General features: G+C 73.9%; 23 protein-coding genes and 2 pseudogenes. 16 read left to right on the top strand and 9 right to left on the bottom strand.

The annotated features are described in order from the left end of the window. Positions 1-66: 66 nt before the first annotated feature. The 6 genes from ABD981_RS02900 to ABD981_RS02925 all read left to right on the top strand — a co-directional run bounded on the left by ABD981_RS02900 (position 67) and on the right by ABD981_RS02925 (position 7091). On the top strand, positions 67-1422 hold the full coding sequence (locus tag ABD981_RS02900) for a cytochrome P450 family protein (protein WP_046906212.1): 1356 nt from the start codon (positions 67-69) through the stop codon (positions 1420-1422). Between the two features lie 32 nt (positions 1423-1454). After that, entirely contained in the window at positions 1455-2666 is a 1212-nt protein-coding gene (locus ABD981_RS02905; protein ID WP_046906211.1) for a class I SAM-dependent methyltransferase, read from the top strand. Between the two features lie 78 nt (positions 2667-2744). Next, positions 2745-3359 carry a dTDP-4-dehydrorhamnose 3,5-epimerase family protein gene (locus ABD981_RS02910; RefSeq protein ID WP_046906210.1) on the top strand — a complete coding sequence of 205 codons (615 nt, stop codon included), beginning with the start codon at positions 2745-2747 and terminating at the stop codon, positions 3357-3359. Beyond that, positions 3356-4318 carry an NAD-dependent epimerase/dehydratase family protein gene (locus ABD981_RS02915; protein WP_046906272.1) on the top strand — a complete coding sequence of 321 codons (963 nt, stop codon included), beginning with the start codon at positions 3356-3358 and terminating at the stop codon, positions 4316-4318. The genes ABD981_RS02910 and ABD981_RS02915 overlap by 4 nt, the downstream gene beginning before the upstream one ends. Then, the gene (locus tag ABD981_RS02920; protein WP_123954225.1) at positions 4315-5829 is read left to right on the top strand and encodes an NDP-hexose 2,3-dehydratase family protein; all 1515 of its coding nucleotides are present in this window, start codon (positions 4315-4317) and stop codon (positions 5827-5829) included. The genes ABD981_RS02915 and ABD981_RS02920 overlap by 4 nt, the downstream gene beginning before the upstream one ends. Beyond that, positions 5829-7091: a class I SAM-dependent methyltransferase gene (locus ABD981_RS02925; protein ID WP_046906209.1), complete on the top strand. Its 1263-nt coding sequence runs from the start codon at positions 5829-5831 to the stop codon at positions 7089-7091. Before ABD981_RS02920 ends, ABD981_RS02925 begins: the two co-directional genes overlap by 1 nt. A gap of 66 nt (positions 7092-7157) precedes the next feature. On the opposite strand, the gene ABD981_RS02930 is transcribed toward ABD981_RS02925, so the two are convergent. Beyond that, positions 7158-7613: a nuclear transport factor 2 family protein gene (locus ABD981_RS02930; protein WP_046906208.1), complete on the bottom strand. Its 456-nt coding sequence runs from the start codon at positions 7611-7613 to the stop codon at positions 7158-7160. Positions 7614-7886: 273 nt separating this feature from the next. Here ABD981_RS02930 and ABD981_RS02935 point away from each other — a divergent pair, with 273 nt between their 5' ends. Both ABD981_RS02935 and ABD981_RS02940 read left to right on the top strand, forming a co-directional pair. Further along, positions 7887-8666: a cyclase family protein gene (locus tag ABD981_RS02935; RefSeq protein ID WP_046906207.1), complete on the top strand. Its 780-nt coding sequence runs from the start codon at positions 7887-7889 to the stop codon at positions 8664-8666. Positions 8667-8786: 120 nt separating this feature from the next. Beyond that, positions 8787-9500 (top strand): class I SAM-dependent methyltransferase, encoded by a 714-nt coding sequence (locus ABD981_RS02940; protein WP_046906206.1) that lies wholly within the window; start codon positions 8787-8789, stop codon positions 9498-9500. Between the two features lie 114 nt (positions 9501-9614). On the opposite strand, the gene rfbA is transcribed toward ABD981_RS02940, so the two are convergent. After that, on the bottom strand, positions 9615-10499 hold the full coding sequence (rfbA, locus tag ABD981_RS02945) for a glucose-1-phosphate thymidylyltransferase RfbA (protein ID WP_046906205.1): 885 nt from the start codon (positions 10497-10499) through the stop codon (positions 9615-9617). A gap of 129 nt (positions 10500-10628) precedes the next feature. On the opposite strand from rfbA, the gene ABD981_RS02950 reads away from it, so the two are divergent. Next, complete coding sequence (locus tag ABD981_RS02950; protein ID WP_046906204.1) at positions 10629-11738, top strand: DegT/DnrJ/EryC1/StrS family aminotransferase; 1110 nt, start codon at positions 10629-10631, stop codon at positions 11736-11738. Here ABD981_RS02950 and ABD981_RS02955 read toward each other — a convergent pair. Both ABD981_RS02955 and ABD981_RS02960 read right to left on the bottom strand, forming a co-directional pair. Further along, the gene (locus ABD981_RS02955; protein ID WP_046906203.1) at positions 11670-12047 is read right to left on the bottom strand and encodes an antibiotic biosynthesis monooxygenase family protein; all 378 of its coding nucleotides are present in this window, start codon (positions 12045-12047) and stop codon (positions 11670-11672) included. The two genes, ABD981_RS02950 and ABD981_RS02955, sit on opposite strands and share 69 nt — an antisense overlap. A gap of 176 nt (positions 12048-12223) precedes the next feature. Further along, positions 12224-14095, bottom strand: a complete 1872-nt coding sequence (locus tag ABD981_RS02960) for an AfsR/SARP family transcriptional regulator (protein WP_123954239.1) — start codon at positions 14093-14095, stop codon at positions 12224-12226. A 600-nt stretch (positions 14096-14695) separates the two neighbouring features. Between ABD981_RS02960 and ABD981_RS02965 the strand changes: the two genes are divergently transcribed. From ABD981_RS02965 to ABD981_RS02975, 3 genes are all read left to right on the top strand, one after another. Then, positions 14696-15988 (top strand): beta-ketoacyl-[acyl-carrier-protein] synthase family protein, encoded by a 1293-nt coding sequence (locus ABD981_RS02965; RefSeq protein WP_046906201.1) that lies wholly within the window; start codon positions 14696-14698, stop codon positions 15986-15988. Further along, complete coding sequence (locus tag ABD981_RS02970; RefSeq protein ID WP_046906200.1) at positions 15985-17202, top strand: ketosynthase chain-length factor; 1218 nt, start codon at positions 15985-15987, stop codon at positions 17200-17202. The genes ABD981_RS02965 and ABD981_RS02970 overlap by 4 nt, the downstream gene beginning before the upstream one ends. 61 nt (positions 17203-17263) lie before the next feature. Then, the gene (locus ABD981_RS02975; RefSeq protein WP_046906199.1) at positions 17264-17521 is read left to right on the top strand and encodes an acyl carrier protein; all 258 of its coding nucleotides are present in this window, start codon (positions 17264-17266) and stop codon (positions 17519-17521) included. A 101-nt stretch (positions 17522-17622) separates the two neighbouring features. On the opposite strand, the gene ABD981_RS02980 is transcribed toward ABD981_RS02975, so the two are convergent. Next, a complete protein-coding gene (locus tag ABD981_RS02980) occupies positions 17623-17925 on the bottom strand; it encodes a hypothetical protein (RefSeq protein WP_046906198.1) in 303 nt (100 codons plus the stop codon). Further along, a complete protein-coding gene (locus ABD981_RS02985; RefSeq protein WP_123954223.1) occupies positions 17922-18545 on the bottom strand; it encodes an RNA polymerase sigma factor in 624 nt (207 codons plus the stop codon). The genes ABD981_RS02980 and ABD981_RS02985 overlap by 4 nt, the downstream gene beginning before the upstream one ends. Before the next feature lie 341 nt (positions 18546-18886). On the opposite strand from ABD981_RS02985, the gene ABD981_RS02990 reads away from it, so the two are divergent. Beyond that, the gene (locus ABD981_RS02990; protein ID WP_046906197.1) at positions 18887-20524 is read left to right on the top strand and encodes an FAD-dependent oxidoreductase; all 1638 of its coding nucleotides are present in this window, start codon (positions 18887-18889) and stop codon (positions 20522-20524) included. Between the two features lie 16 nt (positions 20525-20540). Here ABD981_RS02990 and ABD981_RS02995 read toward each other — a convergent pair whose 3' ends face one another. Then, positions 20541-21320 (bottom strand): NAD(P)H-dependent oxidoreductase, encoded by a 780-nt coding sequence (locus ABD981_RS02995; RefSeq protein WP_046906196.1) that lies wholly within the window; start codon positions 21318-21320, stop codon positions 20541-20543. 147 nt (positions 21321-21467) lie between these two features. On the opposite strand from ABD981_RS02995, the gene ABD981_RS03000 reads away from it, so the two are divergent. The 3 genes and pseudogenes from ABD981_RS03000 to ABD981_RS03010 form a co-directional block, all read left to right on the top strand. Then, positions 21468-22331: a helix-turn-helix transcriptional regulator gene (locus ABD981_RS03000; RefSeq protein ID WP_046906195.1), complete on the top strand. Its 864-nt coding sequence runs from the start codon at positions 21468-21470 to the stop codon at positions 22329-22331. Positions 22332-22440: 109 nt separating this feature from the next. After that, positions 22441-22557: pseudogene (locus ABD981_RS03005) on the top strand (sugar ABC transporter ATP-binding protein); the annotation flags it as partial. Between the two features lies 1 nt (position 22558). Next, positions 22559-23086, top strand: a pseudogene (locus ABD981_RS03010) (glycosyl hydrolase-related protein); the annotation flags it as partial. An 86-nt stretch (positions 23087-23172) separates the two neighbouring features. Here the strand turns inward: ABD981_RS03010 and ABD981_RS03015 are convergent. Both ABD981_RS03015 and rpsR read right to left on the bottom strand, forming a co-directional pair. Further along, on the bottom strand, positions 23173-24429 hold the full coding sequence (locus tag ABD981_RS03015; RefSeq protein ID WP_046906193.1) for an extracellular solute-binding protein: 1257 nt from the start codon (positions 24427-24429) through the stop codon (positions 23173-23175). 210 nt (positions 24430-24639) lie between these two features. Beyond that, positions 24640-24876, bottom strand: coding sequence for a 30S ribosomal protein S18 (gene rpsR, locus ABD981_RS03020; protein WP_046906192.1), 237 nt, complete (start codon positions 24874-24876; stop codon positions 24640-24642). Positions 24877-24900 lie beyond the last annotated feature (24 nt).

Below are 24900 nucleotides of genomic sequence, written 5' to 3' on the forward strand. Positions count from 1 at the left end.
GGCGGCCCCGGGCGCGGCCAAGCGGAGTCGAGGGGTGATCGAGGACGCCTGCCTAGCGTCCTCCCCATGACGGCGAGGATGACCGACGGCGAGTTGGGGCGTGTGCTGCTGACCCTGCGCGGCGTCCAATGGATTCTGGGCACCAAAGGAGATCCGTACGCGCTGCTGCTCCGCGCGGCCGGAGACGACCCGAACGACCTCGGGCGGCAGGTCCGCGACCGGGGTCCCCTCTACTGGAGCAGCGCCGAGGCGTGGGTGACGGCCGATCACGAGGTGGCCGCGGCCGCCCTGGCCGACCCGCGGCTCACCCCCCGGCCGCCCGACCCCGGCCCGCCGCACGGCGAACCCGCCGGGGAGCCCGCGCCCTGGGACGTACCGGCCCTGCGGGAGGCGCTGCCGCTGCCCGAGCTGCCGGCGACGCTCGACCGCGCGGAGTACGAGCGGCTCCACCGCTGGGCCGGACCGGTGCTGGGCGAGGAGGCCCTGCGCCGCCTGCTCCCGGCGGCCGTCCGCGCCTACCGGGGGCGGGCGGCCGCGCTCGGGGAGCGCTTCGACCTGGTCGACGACCTGGTCAGGCCCGCCACCACGGAGGCCGCGCGCGTCCTGCTCGGCGTGCCGGCGCGGCACGCCGAGCGCTTCACCCGGCTGTGCGCCGAGGCCTCGGGCGTGCTGGACGCCACGCTCTGCCCGCCGCGACTGGACACCGCCCGCCGCTACGGCGCCGCGCTCCCGGAGCTCCGCGCGCTGCTGGCCGAGACGGTCCGCGAGGCCGGGGCGCGGCGCGCGGACGACCCGACCGGACGGCCCCCCGGCCCGGGCCTGGCCGGGCGGCTCCTCGCCGCCCCGGGACCCGACGGGCCGCCCGCGCCCGCCGACGTCCTGACGGTCTGCGCCCTGCTGACCCTGGTGGGCGTCGAGCTCGCCACCACCCTGACCGCCGACGCGGTCGCCCTGCTCCTCGACCACCCCGACCAGTGGCGGGCGCTGCGGGAGGACCCCGGGCTCGCGACCGCCTGCGTCGCGGAGACCGTGCGCTGCGCCCCGCCCGTACGGCTCCACCGGCTGTACGCGGACCAGGACCTGGAACTCGCCGGCACCAAGGTGGCGCGGGGCGAGGAACTCGTCGTGCTCACCGCGGCCGCGCACCGCGACCCGGGCCGCCACACCGACCCGGACCGGTTCGACGTCCACCGGCCCGCCCACGGCCGCCGCCTCCTTCCGGAGGACGGACGCCTCGACGCCCTCGTCGGCCCGGCGGCCCGGCTGGCGGCCGAGGCGGCCCTGCGGGCCTGCGCGGCGGAGCTGCCCGGCCTGGCCGGCACCGGCGAGGTGCTGCGCCGGCTCCGCGCACCGATCACCGGGGGCGTGTTCCGCTTCCCCGTCGCACGCCGGGACACCGGCCGTGCCCACCCGACCCCCTGAACCGGACCCAATGACCGCGAGGAAGGCCCCCCATGTGCCGTGTCTGTGGAGGACCCGTCCGTCAGTTCTTCGACTTCGGGCGCCAGCCGCTCTCCGACGCCTTCGTGGACCCCGACCGGGTCGACGAGGAGTACTTCTACCGGCTCGCCGTGGGCCTCTGCGAGTCCTGCGGCATGACCCAGCTCCTGGACGAGGTCCCCCGGGACCGCATGTTCCACGAGGCCTACCCCTACCACTCGTCCGGCTCGGCCCACATGCGCCGCCACTTCGAGCAGACGGCCGGCCGGCTCTCCCGCGCCCATCTGCGCGGCGACGACCCCTTCGTGGTGGAGATCGGCTGCAACGACGGCGTGATGCTGCGGGCCCTGGCCAAGGAGGGCATCCGCCACCTGGGCGTCGAGCCCTCCGGCGGCGTCGCCGAACTCGCCCGCCAGCAGGGCGTCCGGGTCCGCAACACCTTCTTCGAGGAGGGGACGGCGGCCGAGATCCGGGCCGCGGACGGCCCCGCCGACCTCGTCTACTCGGCCAACACCATCTGCCACATCCCTTACCTCGACTCCGTCTTCCGCGGCCTCGACACGCTGCTCGCCCCGCACGGCGTCTTCGTCTTCGAGGACCCCTACCTCGGCGACATCCTGGAACGCACCACCTTCGACCAGATCTACGACGAGCACTTCTACTTCTTCACCCTCACCTCGGTGCGCACCGCCGCCGCCCGGTACGGCTTCGAGGTCGTCGACGTCGAACGGCTGCCGGTACACGGGGGCGAGCTCCGCTACACCCTCCGGCGGGCCGGCCGGGGCGCCCCGAGCCCGGCCGTCGCCGAGCTGGCCGCCGAGGAGGAGCGCAGGGGGCTGTGCAGGCCCGAGGTCTTCGAGGGCTTCGCCGCCGGGATCGAGCGCATCCGCACCGATCTGACCGACCTCCTGCGCGGCCTGCGGGCCGACGGCAAGCGGGTGGTCGGCTACGGCGCCACCGCCAAGAGCGCCACCGTGACCAACTACTGCGGCATCGGGCCCGAGTTGATCGAGTGGGTCTGCGACGCGACGCCCGCCAAGCACGGACGGCTCACCCCCGGCACGCACATCCCGGTCCGTCCGACCGAGGCGCTGACCGAGCCCTACCCGGACTACGCGGTGCTGTTCGCCTGGAACCACGCCGAGGAGATCATGGCCAAGGAGCGGCTGTTCCGCGAGTCCGGCGGCCGCTGGATCGTCTACGCGCCCGAGGTCCGCGTCATCTGACCCCGCAGAACGCCGTCGGCCAGGCCGGCGGCGATATCCAGCAGACCCCAGCAGACCCCAGCAGACGAGGACGGTGTCATGGAGTCGCGACAGCTCGCCGTGGACGGCGCGTTCGAGTTCCGGCCGAAGATCTTCACCGACGAACGAGGGCTCTTCGTCTCGCCCTTCCAGGAGACGGCCGCCCGGCAGACCCTGGGCCACCCCCTGTTCCCCGTGGCCCAGACCAATCACAGCCGCTCCCGCCGCGGCACGATCCGGGGCGCCCACTACACCCTCACGCCTCCCGGCATCGCCAAGTACGTGTACTGCGCGCGCGGCAGCGCCCTGGACATCGTCATCGACGTCCGGGTCGGCTCGCCGACCTACGGACGCTCGGAGGCCGTCCTGCTCGACCAGGAGGAGTTCCGCGCCGTCTACTTCCCCGTCGGCGTGGCCCACGCCTTCGTGGCGCTGGAGGACGACACCGTCATGTCGTACATGCTCTCCGGCGAGTACGTACCGGAGAACGAGCTCTCCCTGTCGGTGTACGACCCGGCGCTCGACCTGGCGCTGCCGGAGGGCCTCGACCCGGTCATGTCCCCGCGCGACCGGGCCGCGCCCACCCTGGAGACGGCGGAGAAGTCCGGCACCCTCCCCGACTACCGCCGGTGTCTGGAGCTCGAACGGGCACTGTGCGGCGGCCCGGTCCGATGACCGCCGGAGGGCGGCCTCCGGCCCGCCGGCCGGCCGTCGCCGTGCTCGGTGCGACGGGCTGTGTGGGCCGTGCGGTCACCGCCGCCTTCGAACGGGCCGGCCGGCCGGTCCTCGGAGTGGCCCGGCGCCCGCCGCCGGACCCGGCCGGCCGCCGGTTCCACCCGCTCGACCTCGCCGCCGTGGACGCCGCCGAACTCGCGGAGCTCCTCGCCGCCGCCGGGGTCGGCACCGTGGTCAACGCGGCCGGCGGCTGGGTCACCGGCCCGGCGGAGAACGAGCGCGCCCACGTCCGCCTCGTGGAGAACGTGCTCGACGCGTGCGCCCGGCTGCCGGACCCGGTCCGGCTGGTGCAGCTCGGCACCGTCCACGAGTACGGCCCGCTGCCGGCCGGCACCGCCGCCGACGAGACCCTCGTCCCGCGCCCCGAGTCCGTCTACGCGCGCACGAAGCTCGCCGGGGCCGAAGCCGTGCTCCGGGCCACCCGCGCGGGCGCCGTGGACGGGGTGGTGCTCCGCGTGGTCAACCTCTGCGGGCCGGACGTGTCGGCGGCCGGATTCCTCGGCGCCGCCGTCCGCCGGCTGCGCGCCGCCACCCCGGACCGGCCCGCCGAACTGACCGTCGCCGACGCCCGCCGGGACTTCCTGGACGTACGCGACCTGGCCGCGGCCGTCCTGGCGGCCGCCGCCGCCCCCGTGACCGGACAGGTCGTCAACGTGGGCCGCGGCGAGGCCGTACCCCTGTCCCACCTGCTCGACCTGCTCATCGCCGCAGCGGCCCCGCCGCCGGGCGCGGTACGGCTGCGCACCGCACCCGTCGACTCCCGCGGCGGCGACTGGACCCTGGCCGACATCGGCCGGGCGGCCCGCCTGCTGGGCTGGCGGCCGGAGGTCGACCTGCCGACATCGATCAAGGACATGTGGGACGCGAGCCGCGCGGACCACCCAGTGGAGCACGCATGACCGAAGCCACCACGCGCCGCGCGAGTCCGCGGCGCCCCACCACCCCCGCCACCCCCACACCCCTGCGCGTCGCCGCCTCGGCCCGCGCCCGCGAGGGCGTCCGCACCCCGAACGACGACTTCCACGACTGGTTCGGGGCGCTCGCCGAACGCTCCTACACCCGGGTCGAGCGGGTCCCGCTCGACGGGCTCGACGGCTGGGAGACCGACCCCCGCACCGGCAACCTGCGCCACCACACGGGCCGCTTCTTCACCGTGGAGGGCCTCGACGTGCGCATCCCGGGCGGACCGGTGCCCGCCTGGAGCCAGCCCATCATCAACCAGCCCGAGATCGGCGTCCTGGGCATCCTGGTCAAGGAGTTCGACGGCGTCCTGCACTGCCTGATGCAGGCCAAGGTCGAGCCGGGCAACGCGGGCGGGCTGCAGATCTCCCCGACCGTGCAGGCCACCCGCAGCAACTACACCGGCGTCCACGGCGGCCGGCCCGTGCCCTACCTGGACCTGTTCCGGGACCCCGGCCCCCGGGGCCCGCTCGTCGACGTCCGCCAGTCCGAGCAGGGCTCCGCCTTCCACCACAAGCGCAACCGGAACATGGTGGTCGAGGCCGACGGCGAGGTGGAGGTCCACGAGGGCTTCCGCTGGTTCACCCTGGGCCAGCTGCACCGGCTGCTCGCCGAGCGGGACCTGGTCAACATGGACGCCCGGACCGTGCTGTCCTGCCTGCCCTTCGCGCACGCGGAGCTCGCCCGCGAACTCGGGCCGCCCGCGGACCCGTTCCGCGCCGCCCTGTTCCGCTCCTGCGACCCGACGGCCGGGTCCCGGCACTCGCTGGGCTCCGTGCTCAGCTGGATCACCGAGGCCCGGACCCGCACCGAGGTCCGCGCCCACCGCGTCCCGCTCGCCGGACTCCCCGGCTGGCACCGCACCCGCGACCGCGTCTCCCACGAGAGCGGGGCCTTCTTCGACGTCATCGGCGTCCGCGTGGAGGCCCGGGGCCGGGAGGTCGCCGGCTGGTCCCAGCCGATGATCGAACCCCACGGCACCGGCGTCGTCGCCTTCCTGACCCGGACCCTCGACGGGGTCCTGCACGTCCTGATGCACGCCCGGGCCGAGGCGGGCTACATGGACGTCGTGGAACTCGCGCCCACCGTCCAGTGCACCCCCGACTCCTACGCCTACCTGCCGGAGAGCGCCCGGCCGCGGTTCCTCGACGAGGTGGAGCGCGCGGAACCCGGACGGATCCGCTTCCAGTCCGTCCTCTCCGAGGAGGGCGGACGCTTCCACCACGCGCTCAACCGCTATCTGATCGTCGACACCGACGGCGGACCGGGCGCCCGGGCGGACGTCCCGCCCGACGACCCCGACTACCGGTGGATGACCGTGCACCAGCTCGTCGAGCTGCTGCGGCACAGCCACTACCTCAACATCCAGGCCCGCAGCCTGGTCGCCTGTCTGCAGAGCCTGCTCGTGCCCGAGGAGCCGGCGCCGACCACGGAGAGGAAGGTGCGGTGATGAACGCCGAGAACGTACGACCGGTCACCCGGTGCCGGGTGTGCGGGGCCTCCAACTGGCAGGAGGTGGTCGCCTTCGGCGACGTGCCGCTGGCCAACGCGTTCCTGGAACCGGCCGCCTCCTACGAGGACGAGCCGGCCTACCCGCTGGGCGTGGTGTCCTGCCGCTCCTGCCGGCTGATGAGCGTCACCCACGTCGTCGACCCCGAGGTGCTCTACCGCACCTACAGCTACGTCACCTCGGGCTCGGAGACCATGACCCGGCACATGGAGTTCGTCGCGGAGGTCTGCCGCGAGCGCGCCGGACTCGCCCCCGGCCACCTGGTGGTCGAGCTCGGCAGCAACACCGGCCAGCAGCTCGCCGTCTTCGCCCGGGACGGGGCGCGCGTGCTCGGCGTCGACCCGGCCCGCAACCTGACGGCCTTCGCCCAGCGGATCGGGATCCCCACGCTGCCCGAGTTCTTCACCCCCTCCACCGCCCAGGCCGTCGGCCGGGCCCACGGACCCGCCCGGCTGATCCTCGGCCGGCACGTCTTCGCCCACATCGACGACCTCGCCGGGGTCCTCGCCGGGGTGCGCACCCTGCTCGCCCCCGACGGCGTCTTCGCCGTCGAAGTCCCGTACGCCGTGGACCTGCTGGAGAAGCACGCCTTCGACACCATCTACCACGAGCACCTGTCGTACTTCCTGATGCGCACCCTGGACACCCTCTTCACCCGCCACGGACTGAGCCTCTTCGACGTCGAACGGCTCCCCGTCCACGGCGGCTCGCTCCTGGTCCTCGTCGGCCTGCCCGGCGTACGGCCCGTCACCGAGGCCGTCGGCACGCTCATCGCGGCCGAGGAGCGGGCGGAGCTCGGCACCGACGCCGGCTACCAGGAGTTCGTCCGGGGCGTCCACACCGTCCGCGAGGAACTCCCCGCCCTGGTCAGGTCGCTGGTCGCGGAGGGCAACAGGGTCGCCGGGTACGGGGCCTCCGCCAAGGGCACCACGATCCTCAACCTCTGCGGGCTCGGCCCGGACGAGGTCGCCTACTGCACCGACACCACCCGGCTCAAACAGGACAAGGTGCTGCCCGGCACGCACATCCCGGTCCGCAGCCCCGAGCACGCCCGGGCCGACCCGCCCGACGTCTACCTGATGCTGGCCTGGAACTACGCCGACGAGATCCTGCGGAAGGAGAGGGAGTTCCTGCGGGCGGGCGGGCGCTTCGTCCTGCCCTTCCCCAAACCCACGGTCGTCTCGGCGGACTCCTTCCGCTGAGCCCGCGGGTGCGCGGCGCGAGGCCCGGCGGACGCCCCACGGCGTCCCCCGGGCCTCGCGCCGTGCTCAGGGCCGGTCGTCGCGGGTCACGTACCGCTCGCGCACCCGCCACTCGCCGTCCTCGGACACCAGGACGTCCTCGCACACGCACATGAGGATCAGCCGCGGCTCCTCGTCCTTCCGGGTCGCCACCACCTGGACGTACGAGCGCACCCGCACCGCGCCGTCGGCGTCCCCGGCGACGGGCTCCTCCACCACCTCGGTGGTCAGCAGGTGCCGGCGCACCTCGCCCTCGGCCACGAGCGCCGCGTGCGCCGTGCGGACGCCCTCGGCCAGGGCCGCGCGCCCGCGCACCGGCTCGGGCAGCGAGGGCGGCGCGAACAGGCCGTCCTCGGTGAAGGTGGCCGCCCAGGCCTCGGCCTCGCCCGAGTCGAGCAGCTGCATCTGCCGGGCGTGGAAGCGCCGTACTTCGGCACAGAGCGCCGCGTACGAGGCGGACGCCGGGCTGACGGTCTGGCTCACGTTTCTCCCTCCCGGCCCGCGCCGGTCGCGGGGCCGCTGCCCGGATGCTCGCGCGGCCGTGTGGAGCCGGACTCGTGCCCGGACCGGCCCCGGCCTCCAGCGCGGCTCGACCGTTGCTCCGGAACCGGCCGGGAGGATCCCGACCCTGGTCCCGGCCCCGGTCCGGGCCCGACCCCGGACCTTGAGCCGGACATCGACCCGGACCCTGCCCCGGGATCGAAGCCCGACCCTGCCCCGGGCTTCGATCCCGGACCCATCCCACGGAGGTGCGACGTGAGGCTCATCGACCTGTCCTCGCCGGTGGACGCTTCGCTCTGGGAACCCGACCCGGTGGAGCACCACGTCCTCACGCCCCGCGAGGGTGCCCTGCACATGAGCGAGGAGATGCGCGCCCACTTCGGCGTCGACCTCGACCCGGACGACCTGCCCGACGGGGAGTTCCTCTCCCTCGACCGCCTCACCCTCACCACCCACACCGGCACGCACGTCGACGCGCCCTCCCACTACGGGTCGCGGGCCGGATACGGCGACGGCGTCCCGCGGCACATCGACCGCATGCCGCTGGACTGGTTCCTCCGCCCCGGCATGGTCCTCGACCTCACCGACGCGTCCACCGGGACGATCGGCGCGGACCGGCTGGAGAAGGAGTTCGCCCGGATCGGGCGCCGCCCGGACCCGCTGGACATCGTCCTGCTGCACACGGGGGCCCAGCGCCACCAGGGGACCCAGCGGTACTTCACCGACTTCGCCGGCCTCGACGGCCCCGCCCTCCACCTGCTCCTGGACCTCGGCGTCCGGGTCGTCGGCACGGACGCCTTCAGCCTGGACGCCCCGTTCGGCGACATCATCGCGCGCTACCGGGCCTCCGGGGACCGGGACGTGCTGTGGCCGGCGCACATGATCGGACGGGACCGAGAGTACTGCCAGATCGAGCGGCTCGCCCACCTGGAGGACCTGCCCGGGCCGTACGGCTTCCGGGTCGCCTGCTTCCCCGTGAAGATCGCGGGCGCCGGGGCGGGCTGGACCCGCGCCGTCGCGCTCGTCGACGAGTGAGCCACGGGGCCCCACCGCACCGCCCCCGTCCCCTGGCACACCCCCCGCACACGCCCCCCGCACACCCGCCCCGCCCATCCCACCGGCGCCCGACCCCGGGCCCCGACCCGAAGGAGCCCGATGTTCGGTCACGAGCTCGCGGACGTCTACGAACTCGTCTACCGCTCCCGTGGCAAGGACTGGGCCGCGGAGGCGACCGAGACCGCCCGGCTGATCAGGGACCGGCTGCCCGGCGCGGACTCCGTCCTGGACGTCGCCTGCGGCACCGGAGCCCACCTGGAGACCCTCGCCGGACACTTCGGCCACGCCGAGGGGCTCGAACTCTCGCCGGCCATGCTGGAGCGCGCCGCCGCCCGGCTCTCGCCCGACGTGCCCCTGCACCAGGGCGACATGCGGGACTTCGACCTCGGGCGCACCTTCGACTCGGTGGTCTGCCTCTTCACCGCGATCGGCTACCTGCCGGACCTCCCGGACATGCGGGCGGCGGTCGCGGCCATGGCCCGGCACCTGCGCCCCGGCGGGGTGCTGGTCGTCGAACCCTGGTGGTTCCCCGAGCGGTTCCTGGACGGGTACGTGGCCGGGGACCTGGCGAGCGACGAGCGGCGCACGGTCGCGCGGATCTCGCACTCGACCCGCCAGGGCCGGACCACCCGGATGGAGGTCCGGTTCGTCGTCGGCGACGCCGGAGGCATCAGGGAGTTCACCGAGGTCGACCTGCTCACCCTGTTCACCGAGGAGGAGTACCTGGCGGCGTTCGCCGACGCCGGCTGCCCGGCGGAGTACCTGCGCCCCGACTGGACGGCACGGGGGCTCTTCGTGGCGCGCCGCGACTGACGGGAGCCCCGGGGGAGGGGCCTCGGCCGCGCCGCGCCGGGCAGGAGCCGCGCCGGGGCGGGCAGGAGCCGCACCGCGCCGGGCCGGCCGGTGCGGGGCCGGCCCGGTCGGCCCTCACCCGGAGGCGGCCGCGAACTCCTCCGCGATGGCCATCACATAGCGCCCGTACTCCGAGTTGCCCAGCCGTGCGCCGAGCCGGTGGCACTCCTCCGGGCCGATGAAGCCCATCCGCAGGGCCACCTCCTCGACGCAGGCGATCCGCACCCCCTGCCGCTCCTCCAGCGTCCGCACGTACTGGGCGGCCTGGAGCAGCGACTCGGGGGTCCCGGTGTCCAGCCAGGCGAAGCCGCGGCCGAACTCCACCAGCCGGGCCCGGCCGCTCTCCATGTAGGCGCGGTTCAGGTCCGTGATCTCCAGTTCGCCGCGGGCCGAGGGCCGCAGTCCCGCGGCCATCCCGACCACGTCGGCGGCATAGAAATAGAGCCCGGTGATCGCACGGTTCGAGCGGGGCCTGACGGGTTTCTCCTCGATCGACACCAGCCTTCCGTTCCCGTCGGTCTCGCCGACCCCGTACCGCTCCGGGTCGTGCACCGCGTATCCGAAGAGCAGGCATCCGTCCACATTCTCCCGCTCTTTTCTGAGCAGGTCGGAGAAGGAATGCCCGTGGAATATGTTGTCGCCCAGCACCAGGGCCACGGAATCGTCCCCGATGTGGTCGGCGCCGATGACGAAGGCCTCCGCGATGCCGTTCGGCTTGGGCTGCTCCGCGTAGCTGATGCGCAGGCCGAGATCGCTGCCGTCGCCGAGCAGGCGACGGAACTGCGGCAGGTCGTGCGGGGTGCTGATGACGAGGATGTCCTGGATGTCGGCCAGCATCAGCACCGACAGCGGGTAGTAGATCATCGGCTTGTCGCCGACCGGGAGCAGCTGTTTCGAAACGGCCAGCGTGATCGGATGGAGGCGGCTTCCCGTGCCTCCGGCCAGAATGATTCCCTTCATGGCCGGGATGCTAGCCAGGTGAAATCCGGGACGACAAGAACGGAAATCCCGATTCGAGGTGCAATCGAGATGGATACGAGCGGCATCGGTTGAACTCGGTCCCCATCCGAGCGGAATTGGAGACTGCCCGTGACCATTCGTGTGTGGGGATATCTGGACGAGTACGCCGCGGAACGCGAGGAGATCCTCGACGCGGTCGACACCGTCTTCGGGTCGGGCCGCCTGGTCCTCGCCGACAGCGTCCGGTCGTTCGAGGAGGAGTTCGCCGCGCGGCACGGCGCCGGGCACTGCGTCGGGGTCGACAACGGCACCAACGCCGTCAAGCTCGCCCTGGAGGCCCTCGGGGTCGGACCCGGGGACGAGGTGATCACCGTCTCCAACACCGCGGCACCCACCGTGCTCGCCATCACCGGCACCGGGGCCACGCCGGTCTTCGTCGACGTGCGCGAGGACTACCTCATGGACGTCTCCCAGGTCGAGGCCGCCATCACCCCGCGCACCCGCTGCCTGCTCCCGGTCCACCTGTACGGCCAGTGCGTCGACATGGCCCCGCTGGAGGAGCTGGCCGCGCGCCACGGCCTCGCCGTCCTGGAGGACTGCGCGCAGGCCCACGGCGCCCGGCACCACGGCCGCCCGGCCGGGACCATGGGGAAGGCCGCCGCCTTCTCCTTCTACCCGACGAAGGTCCTCGGCGCCTACGGCGACGGCGGCGCGGTCCTCACCTCCGACCCCGAGGTGGACGAGGCGCTCCGCCGGCTGCGCTACTACGGCATGGAGGAGCGCTACTACGTCACCGCGCTGCCCGGCCACAACAGCCGTCTCGACGAGGTGCAGGCCGAGATCCTGCGGCGCAAGCTCCGCCGCCTCGACTCCTACGTGGCCGCCCGCCGCGAGGTGGCCCGGCGCTACGCCGAGGGCCTCGCCGACACCGACCTGGTCCTTCCCGGGACCAACCCGGGCAACGAGCACGTGTACTACGTGTACGTCGTGCGCCACCCGCGCCGGGACGCGATCATCGAGGCGTTGCGCGAGCGGGACATCGAGCTCAACGTCAGCTACCCGTGGCCGGTCCACACCATGACCGGATTCCGGCACCTCGGTCACCGGGAGGGCTCCCTCCCGGTGACCGAGCGGCTGGCCGGCGAGATCTTCTCGCTGCCGATGTACCCCTCACTCGCCCCGGACGCCCAGGACCGGGTCGTCGAGGCCCTCCGCGAGGTCCTCAAGTCCCTGTCCTGACACGGAGAGCCGGGCGGCGAAGAGCCCGTTCTCGCTCCGGCTCAGGGCCCGGAGGGCGGTGGCGTGCGGCGCGAACTCCGGCCGCCCCACCGCCCGCTGGAACGAGGCCCGGTCCGCCCACACGGCGAGGTTCACATAGGCGGCCGGGTCGTCCAGCTCGCGCAGCAGGCTGTGCCGGACGAAGCCCGGCTGGCGGGCCATGAAGGCGGAGGTCCGGGCGAAGACCTCCTCGAACTCCGCGGCCGGACCGTGGACGGTGAACCTGTTGACGAAGGTCACCTCGGCGTCGTGGCGGATCCCGTCGGGCATGGGAGGGCCCTCCTCGTCTCGTCGTCCTCCCGTCCGGCGGTCCCGGACGCGTGGCGGCGAGCCTGGCCGGGGCCCGTGGAGAACGTCTCGACTCCGGCTGACCGGGCCTCCTCGCGGACCCGGCCCGGGCCCTCGCGGACCCGGCTCCCGGACGTGCCGGCCCGCCGCCCGTCCCCTCAGCGGGCGCCCACCTCCTCGACGACCGGAGCCGCGCGCAGCGTCTCGTCCAGCCGCTCCTTGGCGTAGGCCCGGGTCAGCCGGTCGAAGACGTACCGCCCGACCCCGTCGGCGCAGCGGTCGGCGCCCAACAGGTGCTGGTCGGCCAGGACCTCGAGCACGAACTCCAGCTCGGGGGCCGGCCGGTTCAGCAGGTCCGCGGCCTGCGCCGCCGTGAACGGCGACTCGCCCAGCATGCTCAGCAGCCGGAAGGCCCCCTGCTCGGACGAGGTCAGCCCCGCGTAACTGGCGTCGTACCGGGAGCGCACGTCCAGCTCGCCGAGCCGTGCCACGTCGAGGATCCGCGGGGTCGCGCCGAGCCGGTCGGCGAGGGCCGTCAGGGACAGCCGCGGCCCGGCGGCGAGCCGCCCGCCGACACAGCGCAGGGCCAGCGGATGCCGGCCCAGCAGCTCCACGATCCGGAGCGCCGCCTCCGGCTCGCGCTCCACGCGCTGCCTGCCGGTGAGGGCCGCGAGGATCTCCAGCGCCTCCTCCTGCGGCGGCGGGCCCAGCTCGACCCGCTCCGCCTCGACCAGCGCGGTCATCCTGCGGCGGCCGGTGACGAGCAGTGCGCACCGCGGATCGGCCGGCAGCAGGTGCCGGATCTGGGCCGAACACGCGACGTCGTCGAGGAGCACCAGCACCCGCCGCCCCGCCGTGCGGGACCGGAACAGCGCCCCGCACTCCTCCGGGCTCTCCGGGATCCGGGAGGTCGGCACCTCCAGGGCCCGCAGGAAGCCGCGCAGCACCTCTGCGGGGTCGCGCGGCTCCCCGGAGGACCCGCGCAGGTCCGCGTAGAGCTGTCCGTCGGTGAACCGCGGCCGGAGCATGTGCGCCAGGTGCACGGCCAGCGCGCTCTTGCCGATCGCGGGCGGGCCGGTGATGACCCCGATCCGCGCCGCGGTGCCGTCGGCGCCCGGGCCGTCGGGCCCGCGCAGTGCCGCCTCCAGTTCCTTGAGGGCCGCCTGCCGGCCGACGAACCCGGCCAGACCGGCAGGCAGCTGGGCCGGGTTCCCGATCGACTCCCGTACGGGAAGGGGCGCCGGCTCCGGGGGAACGCGCGCGCGGTCGTCGACCGGCGGCGGCGCCGGGAGGGAGGACGGCACGGGCGCGGCCCGCGGGCGTGGTCGCTCCTCGGGCTCGGCGGGGTGGTCGGCGAGCAGCGTCTGCTGGAGCCGGGCCAGCTCCTTCCCGGGTTCGAGGCCCAGCTCGTCGATCATCTTCTGACGCAGGCTCTGGTAGGCCTCCAGCGCCTCGTGACGCCGGCCGGACCGGTGCAGGGCCACCATGAGGAGTCCGTGGAGGTGTTCGTGCAGCGGATGCTCCAGCACCAGCGACTTGAGCTCGCTGATGAGTTCGCGGTGCCGGCCGGTCTCCAGGTCGGCCTCGATGCGCTGTTCGAGGATGCGGAAGCGCAGCTCCTCGAGCCGGGTCACGTACGAGAAGAGGCGTCCCCCGGTCTCGACGTCGGCCAGCGCGGGTCCGCGCCACAGGGCCAGCGCCCGCTCGAAGCTCTCCAGTGCCGCGGCGGAGTCACCCCGCTGGAGGAGTTCCTGGCCCTCCTCGGCCGTCCGCTCGAAGAGGCTGACGTCGAGACTGGACGGCGGAATGGTGAGGCTGTAGCCGCCGGGCTGGGTCTGCAGCAGGTTTCCGAGCCCCTGCTTCAGCAGGAGTTTGCGGAACTTGTAGATGTAGGTCTGCAAAGTGGTCACCGCGCTCGGGGGCGGCAGTTCGGGCCATAACTCGTCGATCAGTTCGGATGCCTGGACCACGGTGTTGTGTCGCAGCATGAGCAGGGAGATGACCTGTCGGGGCTTGGGCGCGGTCGGCATGATGTTGCGCCCCCGCCAGCGTATTTCGACGGGCCCCAGAAGCCGGAACTCCAAGATGTTTCCTCCCGATTCAGGTACGTCCTCATCGGCTGATCACCTCGACTTCACGGTAGATCGTCGAAAACGCCTGGTCAATGTCGGGTGGAGGCACGGAAGTTGGGGAGCGACGCCGGACTCGCCGGCTCCGGGAAAAGTTCCCGTAAAGTGCTGGTCATCCAGAAGTGGCGGAGATTCGCTCCCGGAGTCCCCGGTCCGGCCTCGCCGATCCGCCGCCGACCGGCCGGTCACGGCGCCCGGAGCGGGCCGGTAAGGGGCGCCCGGGGAGTCGCTTCCCGCCACCGAGGACACCTTCGGTCCTGTTCCGCCGGTAGCTCCTGCAACCTGCCGGGGCCCCGGGCTCCAGCATTCCTCCAGCGGGAATCCACCCCGCCGGCGCCGCGCCGGCCTTCCGGACCCCGCCGTCCGACACGGTCCCGCCGCCGGTGTCAAGGCTCCGCGCGATCCTCCACGCCGCATTGAGCCGAACGCGAGCCCACCGGCGCACGCTCGCCGTGTGGACATTTCAGTCGAGGTCACCGGCGCGGGTAAAGGGGGACGCGGATGAAGGCGGCCAGTAATCGGCGCGTGGTCATCACGGGAATGGGGGTCGTGGCACCCGGAGCGATCGGCGTGAAACCGTTCTGGGATCTGCTGACCTCGGGGCGCACCGCCACCCGCACCATCACCGCGTTCGACCCCTCACCGTTCCGTTCCCGAATAGCCGCGGAATGCGATTTCGACCCGGCGGCGGAGGGGCTCACCCCCCGGCAGATCCGCCGCATGGACCGCGCCGCCCAATTCGCCGTCGTCGCCGCCCGGGAGGGCATCGAGGACAGCGGCATCGACCGGGAGGCGCTGGACGGCACCCGCGTGGGCGTCGTCATCGGCAGTGCCGTGGGCTGCACCACGAGCCTGGAGAACGAGTACGCGGTCGTCAGCGACAGCGGCAGCCGCTGGCTGGTCGACCACGCCTACGCCGTCCCGCACCTCTTCGACTACTTCGTGCCCAGTTCCATCGCCGCCGAGGTCGCCCACGACCGGATCGCGGCGGAGGGGCCCGTCTCGCTCGTCTCCACCGGCTGCACGTCCGGTCTGGACGCGGTGGGCCGGGCCGCCGACCTGATCGCCGAGGGCGCCGCCGACGTGATGGTGGCCGGCGCGACCGAGGCGCCCATCTCGCCCATCACGGTGGCGTGTTTCGACGCGATCAAGGCGACCAGCCCCGACAACGACCGGCCGGGCGAGGCGTCCCGCCCCTTCGACCGCACCCGGCGCGGCTTCGTCCTCGGCGAGGGCGCGGCGGTGTTCGTCCTGGAGGAGCGGGAACACGCCCGCCGCCGGGGCGCCGAGGTGTACGCCGAGATCACCGGCTTCGCGAGCCGTTGCAACGCCTTCCACATGACCGGGCTGCGGCCCGACGGGCGGGAGATGGCCGAGGCGATCCGGGTGGCCCTCGCCGAGGCCCGTACGGACCCGTCCGCGATCGACTACGTCAACGCGCACGGCTCGGGCACCCGCCAGAACGACCGGCACGAGACCGCCGCCTTCAAACTGGCCCTCGGCGAGCACGCCCGCCGCACCCCGGTGAGCAGCATCAAGTCGATGATCGGTCACTCGCTCGGCGCCATCGGCTCCCTGGAGATCGCCGCCTGCGCGCTCGCCGTCCGGCACGACGTGGTGCCGCCCACGGCGAACCTGCGGGAGCCCGATCCCGAGTGCGACCTGGACTACGTGCCGCTGGAGGCCCGCGCGGTGCCGGTCTCGCGCGTCCTCACGGTCGGCAGCGGGTTCGGCGGCTTCCAGAGCGCGATGGTGCTGGCCGGGCCGGACGCGGGCGCAGGGGAGGCGGGATGAGCGCGGACACCGTCGTCACGGGCCTCGGCGTGGTCGCCCCCACGGGCCTGGGGCACGAGGAGCACTGGGCGAACACCCTGCGCGGCGCCTCGGCGATCGGCCCCGTCACCCGCTTCGACGCGGCGCGCTACCCGAGCGGTCTGGCCGGAGAGGTGCCCGGCTTCGCGCCCGAGGAGCACCTGCCCAGCAGACTCCTGCCGCAGACCGACCACATGACCCGGATGGCCCTCGTGGCCTCCGACTGGGCCCTCGCCGACGCCGCGGTCGACCCGGCCGCGCTGCCGGAGTACGGGATGGGCGTGGTCACCGCCGCCTCCGCGGGCGGCTTCGAGTTCGGCCACCGGGAGCTGCAGAACCTGTGGGGCCGCGGCCCGGCCCACGTCAGCGCCTACCAGTCCTTCGCGTGGTTCTACGCGGTCAACACCGGCCAGGTGTCCATCCGGCACGGTCTGCGCGGCCCCGCGGGGGCGCTCGTCACCGAACAGGCCGGCGGCCTGGACGCGCTCGGCCAGGCCCGTCGGGACCTGCGCCGCGGCCGGCCGATGGTGCTCGCCGGGGCGGTGGACGGCTCCCCGTGCCCCTGGGGCTGGGTGGCCCAGCTCAGCACGGGCCGGATGAGCGGGGAGACGGACCCGGCCGCCGCGTACCGCCCCTTCGACACGGGAGCCGACGGCTATGTGCCGGGCGAGGGCGGCGCCCTTCTGGTCCTGGAGGACGAGGAGTCCGCCCGCGCCCGCGGAGCGACCCGGTGGTACGGGCGGATCGTCGGCTACGCGGCCACGTTCGACCCGCCGCCCGGATCCGGCCGGCCCCCGAACCTGCTGCGCGCCGCCCGCGCCGCCCTCGACGACGCCGGGCTGGGTCCCGAGGGGATCGACGTGGTCTTCGCGGACGCGGCCGGCACCCGCGAGGAGGACGCGGCCGAGGCCGACGCCCTGCGCACCCTGTTCGGCCCGCACGGGGTCCCGGTCACCGCGCCCAAGACCATGACCGGCCGGCTGAGCGCCGGCGGCTCCGCCCTCGACGTGGCCACGGCCCTGCTGGCGCTGCGCGAGGGAGTGATCCCGCCGACCGTCAACGTCGGCCGGCCGCTGCCCGGGCACACCCTCGACCTCGTGACCGCCCCGCGCCGGGCCCCGCTCGCCGCGGCCCTGGTCCTCGCCCGGGGCCGGGGCGGTTTCAACTCCGCCGTGGTCCTGACGGGCCCGCACTGAGCACCGCCGCGCCACCGGCCCCCGGGCCACCCCCACCCACCGGCGACAGGAGAACAGGCACATGACGCAGCTGACGACCGACCGGCTCATGGAGATCATCCGGGAGTGCGCGGGCGAGGGCGACCCGGTGGCGGGCGACCGCAGCCCCGAGGAGCTCGAGTTCACCGCCCTCGGCTATGACTCGCTGGCCCTGCTGGAGACGGCGAGCAGGCTGGAGCGGGAGTTCCAGGTGTCCCTGGAGGAGGAGGAGTTCGGCCTGGCCAAGACCCCCGCCCAGCTCACGGCCCTGGTCAACCGCCTCCTCACCGAAGCCGCCTGACCGCGGCCGGAGCCGAAGCCGCCTGACCGCAGCCACCGCCCCCCCCTCAGCACCGCCCGACGGCCGGGACGACCCCGGCCGTCGGGCGAACGGGCCGTCCGTCACCCGGACTTCCGAGGGGCACGGCTCGCCGTGGGCGCCGCGACGAGGGTGCAGACGCCGTCGTCGCAGCGGCGCTGCAGACGGCCCCGGGAGACCGTCTGGACGAGACCGACCGCCCAGCAGGTGGGGCAGCCGCGAAAGGCGACGAGGGCCAGCGGGGCCGCGAGGAGGGTGACGGGACCCGCGACGGGCACCAGGGCGACCGAGGCGATGATCAGCCCGAAGCCGATCGCGCCACGCGCGAGGTGACGGGGGAGCGACGCACTGGAGTAGTCCGCCTCGCGCACCGGAGAGGGCTTCACAGGGCCTTCCCTTCGGCCGGGGAGCCGGCGAACCGGTCGCCGGCCTGAGCGACGGCCTGCCCTTCGGGGCGGCCGGTGGGAGCGTCGAGCACGTCACGCAGGGCCGTGCGGGCCCGGTGCAGCCGCGACTTCATCGCGGCCGTGCTCAGGCCGAGCGACCGCGCCACGGTCCTGCCCGGCAGTCCCTGCACGTCCCGCATGACGAGGACCTGCCGCTGGTCCCGGGGGAGCGCGCCGACCGCGGCCGCGATCCGTTCGGCCTCCAGCCCGCGGAGCACCGCCTCCTCGGCGGACGGCCCGGCGCACGCCTCGGGCCCGGCCGGCTGCTCCTCGTGCCGTGCGGCGAGCAGCCGTACCTGCCGAAGGCACTCGTTGCGCACGATCCTGAACATCCACGAGGCGAGCGCCCCCGTGGCCCGCAGCGTCCCGAGCTTCCGGTACAGGATGATCAGCGCCTCCTGCGCCGCGTCCTCGGCGTCCTGCGGGGAGGCGCACAGCGACAGGGCGAACCGGCGCACATGGGGCTGCGACCTCATGACGACGGTGGTGAGCGACATGACGTCGCCGTCCTGCGCGGCCTTGATCAGCCGGTCGTCGGGCCAGCTGAAACGGTGGTTCATGGGCTTGCTCCTCACCTTCACGTGGCGTTCCGTGTGCGGGCGCCGGTCAGTGACGGCTCTTGTAGCGCCGCAGCAGGTGCCATCCGCACGCGCCGACGAGCAGGACCGCGACCAGGACGAGTCCGGTGACCATCATGGGTGTTCCTCCAGGTTCCGCCGGCCCGTGCGGCCGGTGCACCCACAAGAGGCGGCACACCGGGAAAAGGATTCACCCCTTGCCGCCGTCACGCTTCCCAGGGCCTTCGCCTCCCCGGATGGGGCCCTTCGACCCGGAGCCGACCCCTCCGCCCGTGGATACCCTCGGGGGTATAGAGGTTCCCGGTGCGGAGGAGGAGGAAGCGATGAAGGTCGTCATCGTCGGCGGTGTCGCGGGCGGGATGTCGACGGCGGCGCGGCTGCGGCGCCTGGACGAGCGGGCCGAGATCGTGGTGCTGGAGAAGGGCCCCCACGTCTCGTACGCGAACTGCGGGCTGCCGTACCACCTCGGCGGTGTCATCGAGGACCGGGACGCGCTCCTCCTGCAGACCCCCGGGTCGCTGCGCGCTCGCTTCGCCCTCGACGTACGGACCGGCCACGAGGCCCTGTCGGTCGACCCCGCCGCCCGGACCGTCACCGTCCGGGCCGGGGACACCGTCTACGCCGAGAGCTACGACCACCTCGTCCTGAGCCCCGGCGCACGGCCCGTCGTCCCCGACGTGCCCGGGATCGGCCGGGCCCTGGCCCTGCGGGACGTCACCGACACGGACCGGATCGGCGCCGCGGCCGAGGGGGCCGGCACGGCCGTCGTCATCGGCGGCGGCTTCATCGGGGTCGAGCTCGCCGAGAACCTGCGCCGGCGCGGCCTGGAGGTCGCCCTGGTCGAACGCGACCGGCAGGTCCTGCCGCCGCTCGACCCGGAGATGGCCGCCCCGCTCGCCGCCGAGCTGAGCGCGCACGGGGTCGACGTCCGCCTGGGCACCGAGGTCACCAAGGTCCTGCCCCGGGCCGTCGAACTCTCCGACGGCACCACCCTGCCCGCCGGCCTCGTGGTCCTCGCCATCGGCGTCCGCCCCGACACCGCCCTCGCCCGCACCGCCGGCCTGACCATCGGGGCACGCGGCGGGATCGCCGTCGACGAGCGACAGCGCACCAGCGACCCCCGCATCCACGCCGTCGGCGACGCCGCCGAGAAGCCCGACCACCTCACCGGCGAGGCCGCCCTGGTCCCGCTCGCCAACCTGGCCAACCGCCACGGCAGGCTCGTCGCCGACGCCCTCGCCGGTCGCCCGGTCCGCAGCGCCCCGGCGATCGGCACCGCCGTCGCCCGGGTCTTCGGCCTGACGGCGGCCGCCACCGGCTGGAACGAGAAGCGCCTGGCCGCCGCGGGCCGCCCCCACCGGGTCCTGCACGTGCACCCCGCCTCCCACGCCGGCTACTACCCCGGCGCCCGCCCCCTGGCCCTCAAGCTGCTCGTCGACCCCGGCACCCAGCGCATCCTCGGCGCCCAGGCGGTCGGCGCGGAAGGCGCGGACAAGCGCATCGACGTCCTGGCCACCGCGATCCGCGGCGGGCTCACCGCCCCCGAACTCGCCGACCTGGAACTCGCCTACGCGCCGCCGTACGGCTCGGCCAAGGACCCGGTCAACATGCTCGGCCACGTCGCCGACAACCTGGCCACCGGCACCACCGCCACCCTCCAGTGGCACGAGCTCGACCGCGCGCTGGCCGACGGGGCCGTCCTCGTCGACGTCCGCAGCCCCGCCGAGCACCGGGCCGGCGCCATCCCCGGCGCCCGCAACATCCCCGTCGACGCACTCCGCGCCCGCATCGCCGAACTCCCCGCGGACCGGCCCGTGATCGTCCACTGCCAGGTGGGCGTCCGCGGCCACGTCGCCGCCCGCCTCCTCGCCCAGCACGGCCGCCGCGTCCACAACCTCGACGGCGGCTACCTCACCTGGAACGCGGCCCGCGCCGTCCCCGGAGCCCGGGGGAGCGGATGAGGCCGGCGTCCGCGTCTCAACCCCGCACGTGCAGCCCGAAACCGCTGCGGCCGGCGGTCTCGAGACCCTCCTTCAGCTGGAGCGAGGGGATCTCGTAGTCACCGAAGTTCTGCCGCCGGAACGCGATCGGCTCGGTCGACTCCAGGGTGAGCAGCCGCTGCTCCCACGCCTTGGCGACCTCCGGGTACTCCGCGACGCTCATCCGGTCGCTGCCGTACAGCACGAACGGCGGCAGCACGTCGATGCCGGGGTAGTAGAGGATGCCGTGCTGGATCGGGAACAGCAGGTCGTCGATGGGGCCGTTGATCCCCCGGGCGGCGTACTGCGACTCCGGGCCGCCCGCCGTCACCGACAGCAGCGCCCGCTTGCCCGCGAGGGTGCCCTCGCCGAAGCGCTCGCCGTACCTGGTGTCGCTGTGTTCGCCGACCCCGTACGCGAAGCGGTAGGTGAACACCCGGTCCACCCAGCCCTTGAGGATCGCGGGCATCGTGTACCACCACAGCGGGAACTGGAAGATGACGGTGTCGGCCCAGAGCAGCTTCTCCTGCTCGGCGAGGACGTCCGGGGTGAGCGCCCCGGCCTCGAAGGCCCGCCCCGAGTCCCGGGCGACCTTCAGGGGGCTCGAAGCGTGGGGGCCGTAGTCCTCGGCGTCCACGACCGCCTTCCACTTCATCGCGTACAGGTCGCTCACCCGCACCTCGTGCCCCGCGCCCTCCAGGGTGGCCACGGCGAGGTCCTTCAACGAGCCGTTGAGCGACCTGGGCTCGGGGTGGGCGTGGACGATCAGCGTCTTCATGGTGACTCCTTCGGACCGGATGCCTCGACTGCCTCCGATCCTGGCCGCCGCGACGCCCGGCGTTCAGGGGCTCCTCTTCCGTAGGACGGGAGTTCCTGGTACCGGCAGGGCCACCTTCACCGCCGACGCCGCGGCCATACTGGACGGATGGACGATCTGGCAGGCTTCCTGCGCACCCGCCGCTCCCGGGTGGACCCGGCATCCGTGGGCATCCCCACCGACAGCCGCCGCCGCGTGGCGGGGCTGCGCCGCGAGGAGGTCGCGCACCTGTCGGGCGTCAGCGTCGACTACTACGTGCGCCTGGAGCAGGGCCGGGCGACCCAGCCCTCCGACCAGGTCCTGGACGCGCTCTCCCGTGTTCTCGGTCTCGACGAGACCGAGCGCGGGCACCTGGACCGGCTCGCCCGGCAGCCGCGCCGACGGGCCAAGGCGCCGGGCGAGCGGATCCGGCCGGAGCTGCTCCGCGTCCTCGACCTGGTCGCCGACGCCCCCGCGCTGATCATGAACCACCGCCTGGACGCCCTCGCCGGGAACCGTCTGGCCGGGCTCCTCTTCGGCCGCCCGATGCCGGGCCTGAACATCGCCCGGCACATCTTCCTGGAGGAGGCCGAGCGCGGCCTCTACGCGGAGTGGGACACCTGCACCCTCGACGTGGTCGGCCACCTGCGGCTGGCCGCCGGCACGTACCCCGAGGACCCCCGGCTCGCCTCCCTCATCGGCGAACTGGCCATGGGCAGCGAGCGCTTCCGCCGCCTCTGGGCCCGCGCCGACGTGCGCGCCCGCACCCACGGACGCAAGGCGTACCGGCACCCGCTGGTCGGTCTCCTGGAGCTGCACCAGGAGAACTTCGCCCTCCCGGACGTGGCGGGCACGGAACTGCTGGTGCTGTCGGCGGCCCCCGGCACCCCTGCCGAGGACGGCCTGCGCCTGCTCGCGAGCCTGCCCTCGGACGGCGACGACCCGGATCCCGCACCGCGGACCGCGATCCAGGAGCCGGTGGACGCCGACTGACCACGAGCCCGGCGCGCGCCCGTGAGCGGGTCCGCCGACCCGGGTCCTTCGACGGTGGTCTCCCGCTCCGCGCGGGGCGTCGGACCCCCGCGGCCATGGGCCGTACGTCCCCTTTGCGCTCTCGGGCGGTTAGCGGCAGCGCGTGGCCATGGGCCGCGCCACCGTCCGCGAGTCGCAGGTCTTCCTCATGGACGATGCGCTGTCCAACCTCGACGCCAAGCTCCGGTGGCGTCGCCCTCGTCACCGACTCGACCTACGGCCACGACGTCACCCGCCGGGTGCGCGAGGACGGCGACGGCGGTACGACGACCACGCTGCGCGCCTCGCTCCTGCGGGCCCCGCGCTTCCCCGACCCGGAGACCGACCAGGGCCTCCACCGCTTCCGGCACGCCCTGGTGCCCGGCGCGACGATCGGGGACGCGGTCCGCGAGGGCTACCGGGTCAACCTCCCGATGCGCGAGGTCACCGGAGCCGGCGAGGTGACCCCGCTGCTGTCCGTGGACGACGACGCGGTCGTGGTGACGGCCCTGAAGCTCGCCGACGACGGCAGCGGCGACGTGGTGGTGCGCTTCCACGAGGCCCGCGGCGGGCGGGCGAGCGCCACGCTGACGCCGGGCTTCGACACGGCGGACGTGGTGGAGACGGACCTCCTGGAGCGCCCCCTGGAAGGCCTGACCCCGCGCCCGGCGAACGGGAGCGTGCCGGTGCGGCTGCGCCCGTTCGAACTCCGCACCCTGCGGTTCCGCCGGTCCTGACGGGCCGGACGGGACGGGGTCGTCCCGACGCCGGCGGGCGTCGGGACGACCCCGTCCGGGCACGCGGGCCCCGTCGGGGCGGGGGGCTACTCCTGCTGCGCCGTGTCCCGGACCTGCTGCGCGATGCCCTCCAGCACGGCCTTCGGGTCGGCGTTCGGCTCGACCGCCCTGCCGATGTTCCGCTTGATCGTGTCGCTGACCTTCAGCCAGGAGGGGTCGTCGACCGGGTAGAGCCGGGCGGTGCGCAGCGCCGTCAGGAACTGCCGGGCGCTGGGGTCCTCCGCCGCGTACGGGGAGCTCTGTGTCGCCGAGACCGTCGAAGGCAGCAGGTGGTAGCGCCCGGCGAACTCGTTGAGGTTCTTGTCCTCGTAGACGAAGTCGAGGAAGGAGCCGACGAGTTCACGGTTTCCGTCGTGCTTGAAGGCCATCATCCAGTCGGCGACGCCCGCCGACGGCGGGGCCTCCCGGTCACCCAGCGTGTCCGACACCGGCATGGTCAGGGTGCCGACCTTCATGCCCTTGCCCCGTGCCTCGTGGAGGAGCGAGGGGTAGCCGTTGACCATGCCGACCTCGCCCCGCAGGAAGGCCGCGAAGGCGTCCTTCCGGTCGAGCTCGCCGGGCGGGACCGGGCCGGTGAGGCCCGGCTCGACCAGGTTGTCCCGGATCCAGCGGAACGTCTGGGTGTTCTTCGCGGACGCGATGCTGTAGCCGCCGCTGTTGTCGGTGTAGCCGCCGCCGTTGCTGAGCTCCCAGATCAGGGCCTCGGCGTGCGCCTCCTCGGGGCCGAGCGGCAGGGCGTACGGGTAGGCGACGCCCGTCTTCTTCAGCGCCTTCGCCGCGCCCTTCAGCTCCGACCAGGTCCTCGGCGGTTCGGCTCCGGCCTCGTCGAACAGCTCCTCGTTGTAGAAGAGCAGCCGGCTGCTGGCCACGAAGGGCAGGCCGTAGAGGGTGTAGTCGACGGTGCCCGCCTCCTTGAGCGGGGGCAGGAAGTTCGCCTCCGCCCTGATCGACAGCAGCTCGTCGGCGGAGTACAGGAGCCCCTGCGCGGCGAAGTCGGAGTACGCGCCCATCAGGGCGACGTCCGGGGCGCGGTCCTCCTTCACCATGCGGCTGACCTCGCGGTCGATGTCGGCCCACGGGTAGAGCGTCACCTCGACGTTCTTCCCGGGGTGGGCGGCGGTGTAGGAGGCGGCCAGCTTCTCCCAGTACGCCTTGGAACTCGTCGCCGGGCCGTCGCCGTACTCGGGGACGACCAGGCGCACCGTCGTCGCCGCGCTCCCGGACGAGCCGCAGGCGGTGACGAGGGAGCCCAGCAGCCCGATGGCGGCCACGGAGGCGGTCATGCCGAAGAGTCTTGGACGCACGGATCTCTACCTCTTGAACTTTTTGGACAGTGCGTCCGGAATCCTCTCCCGGTCCTGGTCGAATTGCGCCCCCTGGCGCCGAGTTGTGGGCATAGATCCAACCGGGCCTATGCGGAATGGTGCTTTCCGCCGTACCGGCGCCGCGGTTGACGCGCGTAGCTGCGGCGCCGGTGTCCAGGGGCGGTGCGCTCAGCGCGCGGCGTACGGCAGCAGGGCCATCTCGCGGGCGTTCTTGATGGCGACGGCGAGGGCGCGCTGCTGCTGGACCGTGACGCGGGTGACCCGTCGGCTGCGGATCTTGCCGCGGTCGGAGAGGAACCTCCTCAGGAGGTCGGCGTCCTTGTAGTCGACGTACGTGATCCCGGCCGCGTCGAGCGGGTTCGGGCGGGAGGCGAGGGGCTTGCGGGGGGTGTGGCGTCGGTTCACGGTGATCTCTCCTTGAAGGGCGTG

Source organism: Streptomyces showdoensis (assembly GCF_039535475.1).
GTDB lineage: Bacteria > Actinomycetota > Actinomycetes > Streptomycetales > Streptomycetaceae > Streptomyces > Streptomyces showdoensis.

Bases quoted from the DNA above. Each gene is read 5' to 3' on its own strand.
- ABD981_RS02900 (WP_046906212.1), top strand. From the start codon at position 67: ATGACGGCGAGGATGACCGACGGCGAGTTGGGGCGTGTGCTGCTGACC.
- ABD981_RS02905 (WP_046906211.1), top strand. From the start codon at position 1,455: ATGTGCCGTGTCTGTGGAGGACCCGTCCGTCAGTTCTTCGACTTCGGG.
- ABD981_RS02910 (WP_046906210.1), top strand. From the start codon at position 2,745: ATGGAGTCGCGACAGCTCGCCGTGGACGGCGCGTTCGAGTTCCGGCCG.
- ABD981_RS02915 (WP_046906272.1), top strand. From the start codon at position 3,356: ATGACCGCCGGAGGGCGGCCTCCGGCCCGCCGGCCGGCCGTCGCCGTG.
- ABD981_RS02920 (WP_123954225.1), top strand. From the start codon at position 4,315: ATGACCGAAGCCACCACGCGCCGCGCGAGTCCGCGGCGCCCCACCACC.
- ABD981_RS02925 (WP_046906209.1), top strand. From the start codon at position 5,829: ATGAACGCCGAGAACGTACGACCGGTCACCCGGTGCCGGGTGTGCGGG.
- ABD981_RS02940 (WP_046906206.1), top strand. From the start codon at position 8,787: ATGTTCGGTCACGAGCTCGCGGACGTCTACGAACTCGTCTACCGCTCC.
- rfbA (WP_046906205.1), bottom strand. From the start codon at position 10,499: ATGAAGGGAATCATTCTGGCCGGAGGCACGGGAAGCCGCCTCCATCCG.
- ABD981_RS02955 (WP_046906203.1), bottom strand. From the start codon at position 12,047: ATGCCCGACGGGATCCGCCACGACGCCGAGGTGACCTTCGTCAACAGG.
- ABD981_RS02960 (WP_123954239.1), bottom strand. From the start codon at position 14,095: ATGCCGACCGCGCCCAAGCCCCGACAGGTCATCTCCCTGCTCATGCTG.
- ABD981_RS02965 (WP_046906201.1), top strand. From the start codon at position 14,696: ATGAAGGCGGCCAGTAATCGGCGCGTGGTCATCACGGGAATGGGGGTC.
- ABD981_RS02970 (WP_046906200.1), top strand. From the start codon at position 15,985: ATGAGCGCGGACACCGTCGTCACGGGCCTCGGCGTGGTCGCCCCCACG.
- ABD981_RS02975 (WP_046906199.1), top strand. From the start codon at position 17,264: ATGACGCAGCTGACGACCGACCGGCTCATGGAGATCATCCGGGAGTGC.
- ABD981_RS02985 (WP_123954223.1), bottom strand. From the start codon at position 18,545: ATGAACCACCGTTTCAGCTGGCCCGACGACCGGCTGATCAAGGCCGCG.
- ABD981_RS02990 (WP_046906197.1), top strand. From the start codon at position 18,887: ATGAAGGTCGTCATCGTCGGCGGTGTCGCGGGCGGGATGTCGACGGCG.
- ABD981_RS02995 (WP_046906196.1), bottom strand. From the start codon at position 21,320: ATGAAGACGCTGATCGTCCACGCCCACCCCGAGCCCAGGTCGCTCAAC.
- ABD981_RS03000 (WP_046906195.1), top strand. From the start codon at position 21,468: ATGGACGATCTGGCAGGCTTCCTGCGCACCCGCCGCTCCCGGGTGGAC.
- ABD981_RS03015 (WP_046906193.1), bottom strand. From the start codon at position 24,429: ATGACCGCCTCCGTGGCCGCCATCGGGCTGCTGGGCTCCCTCGTCACC.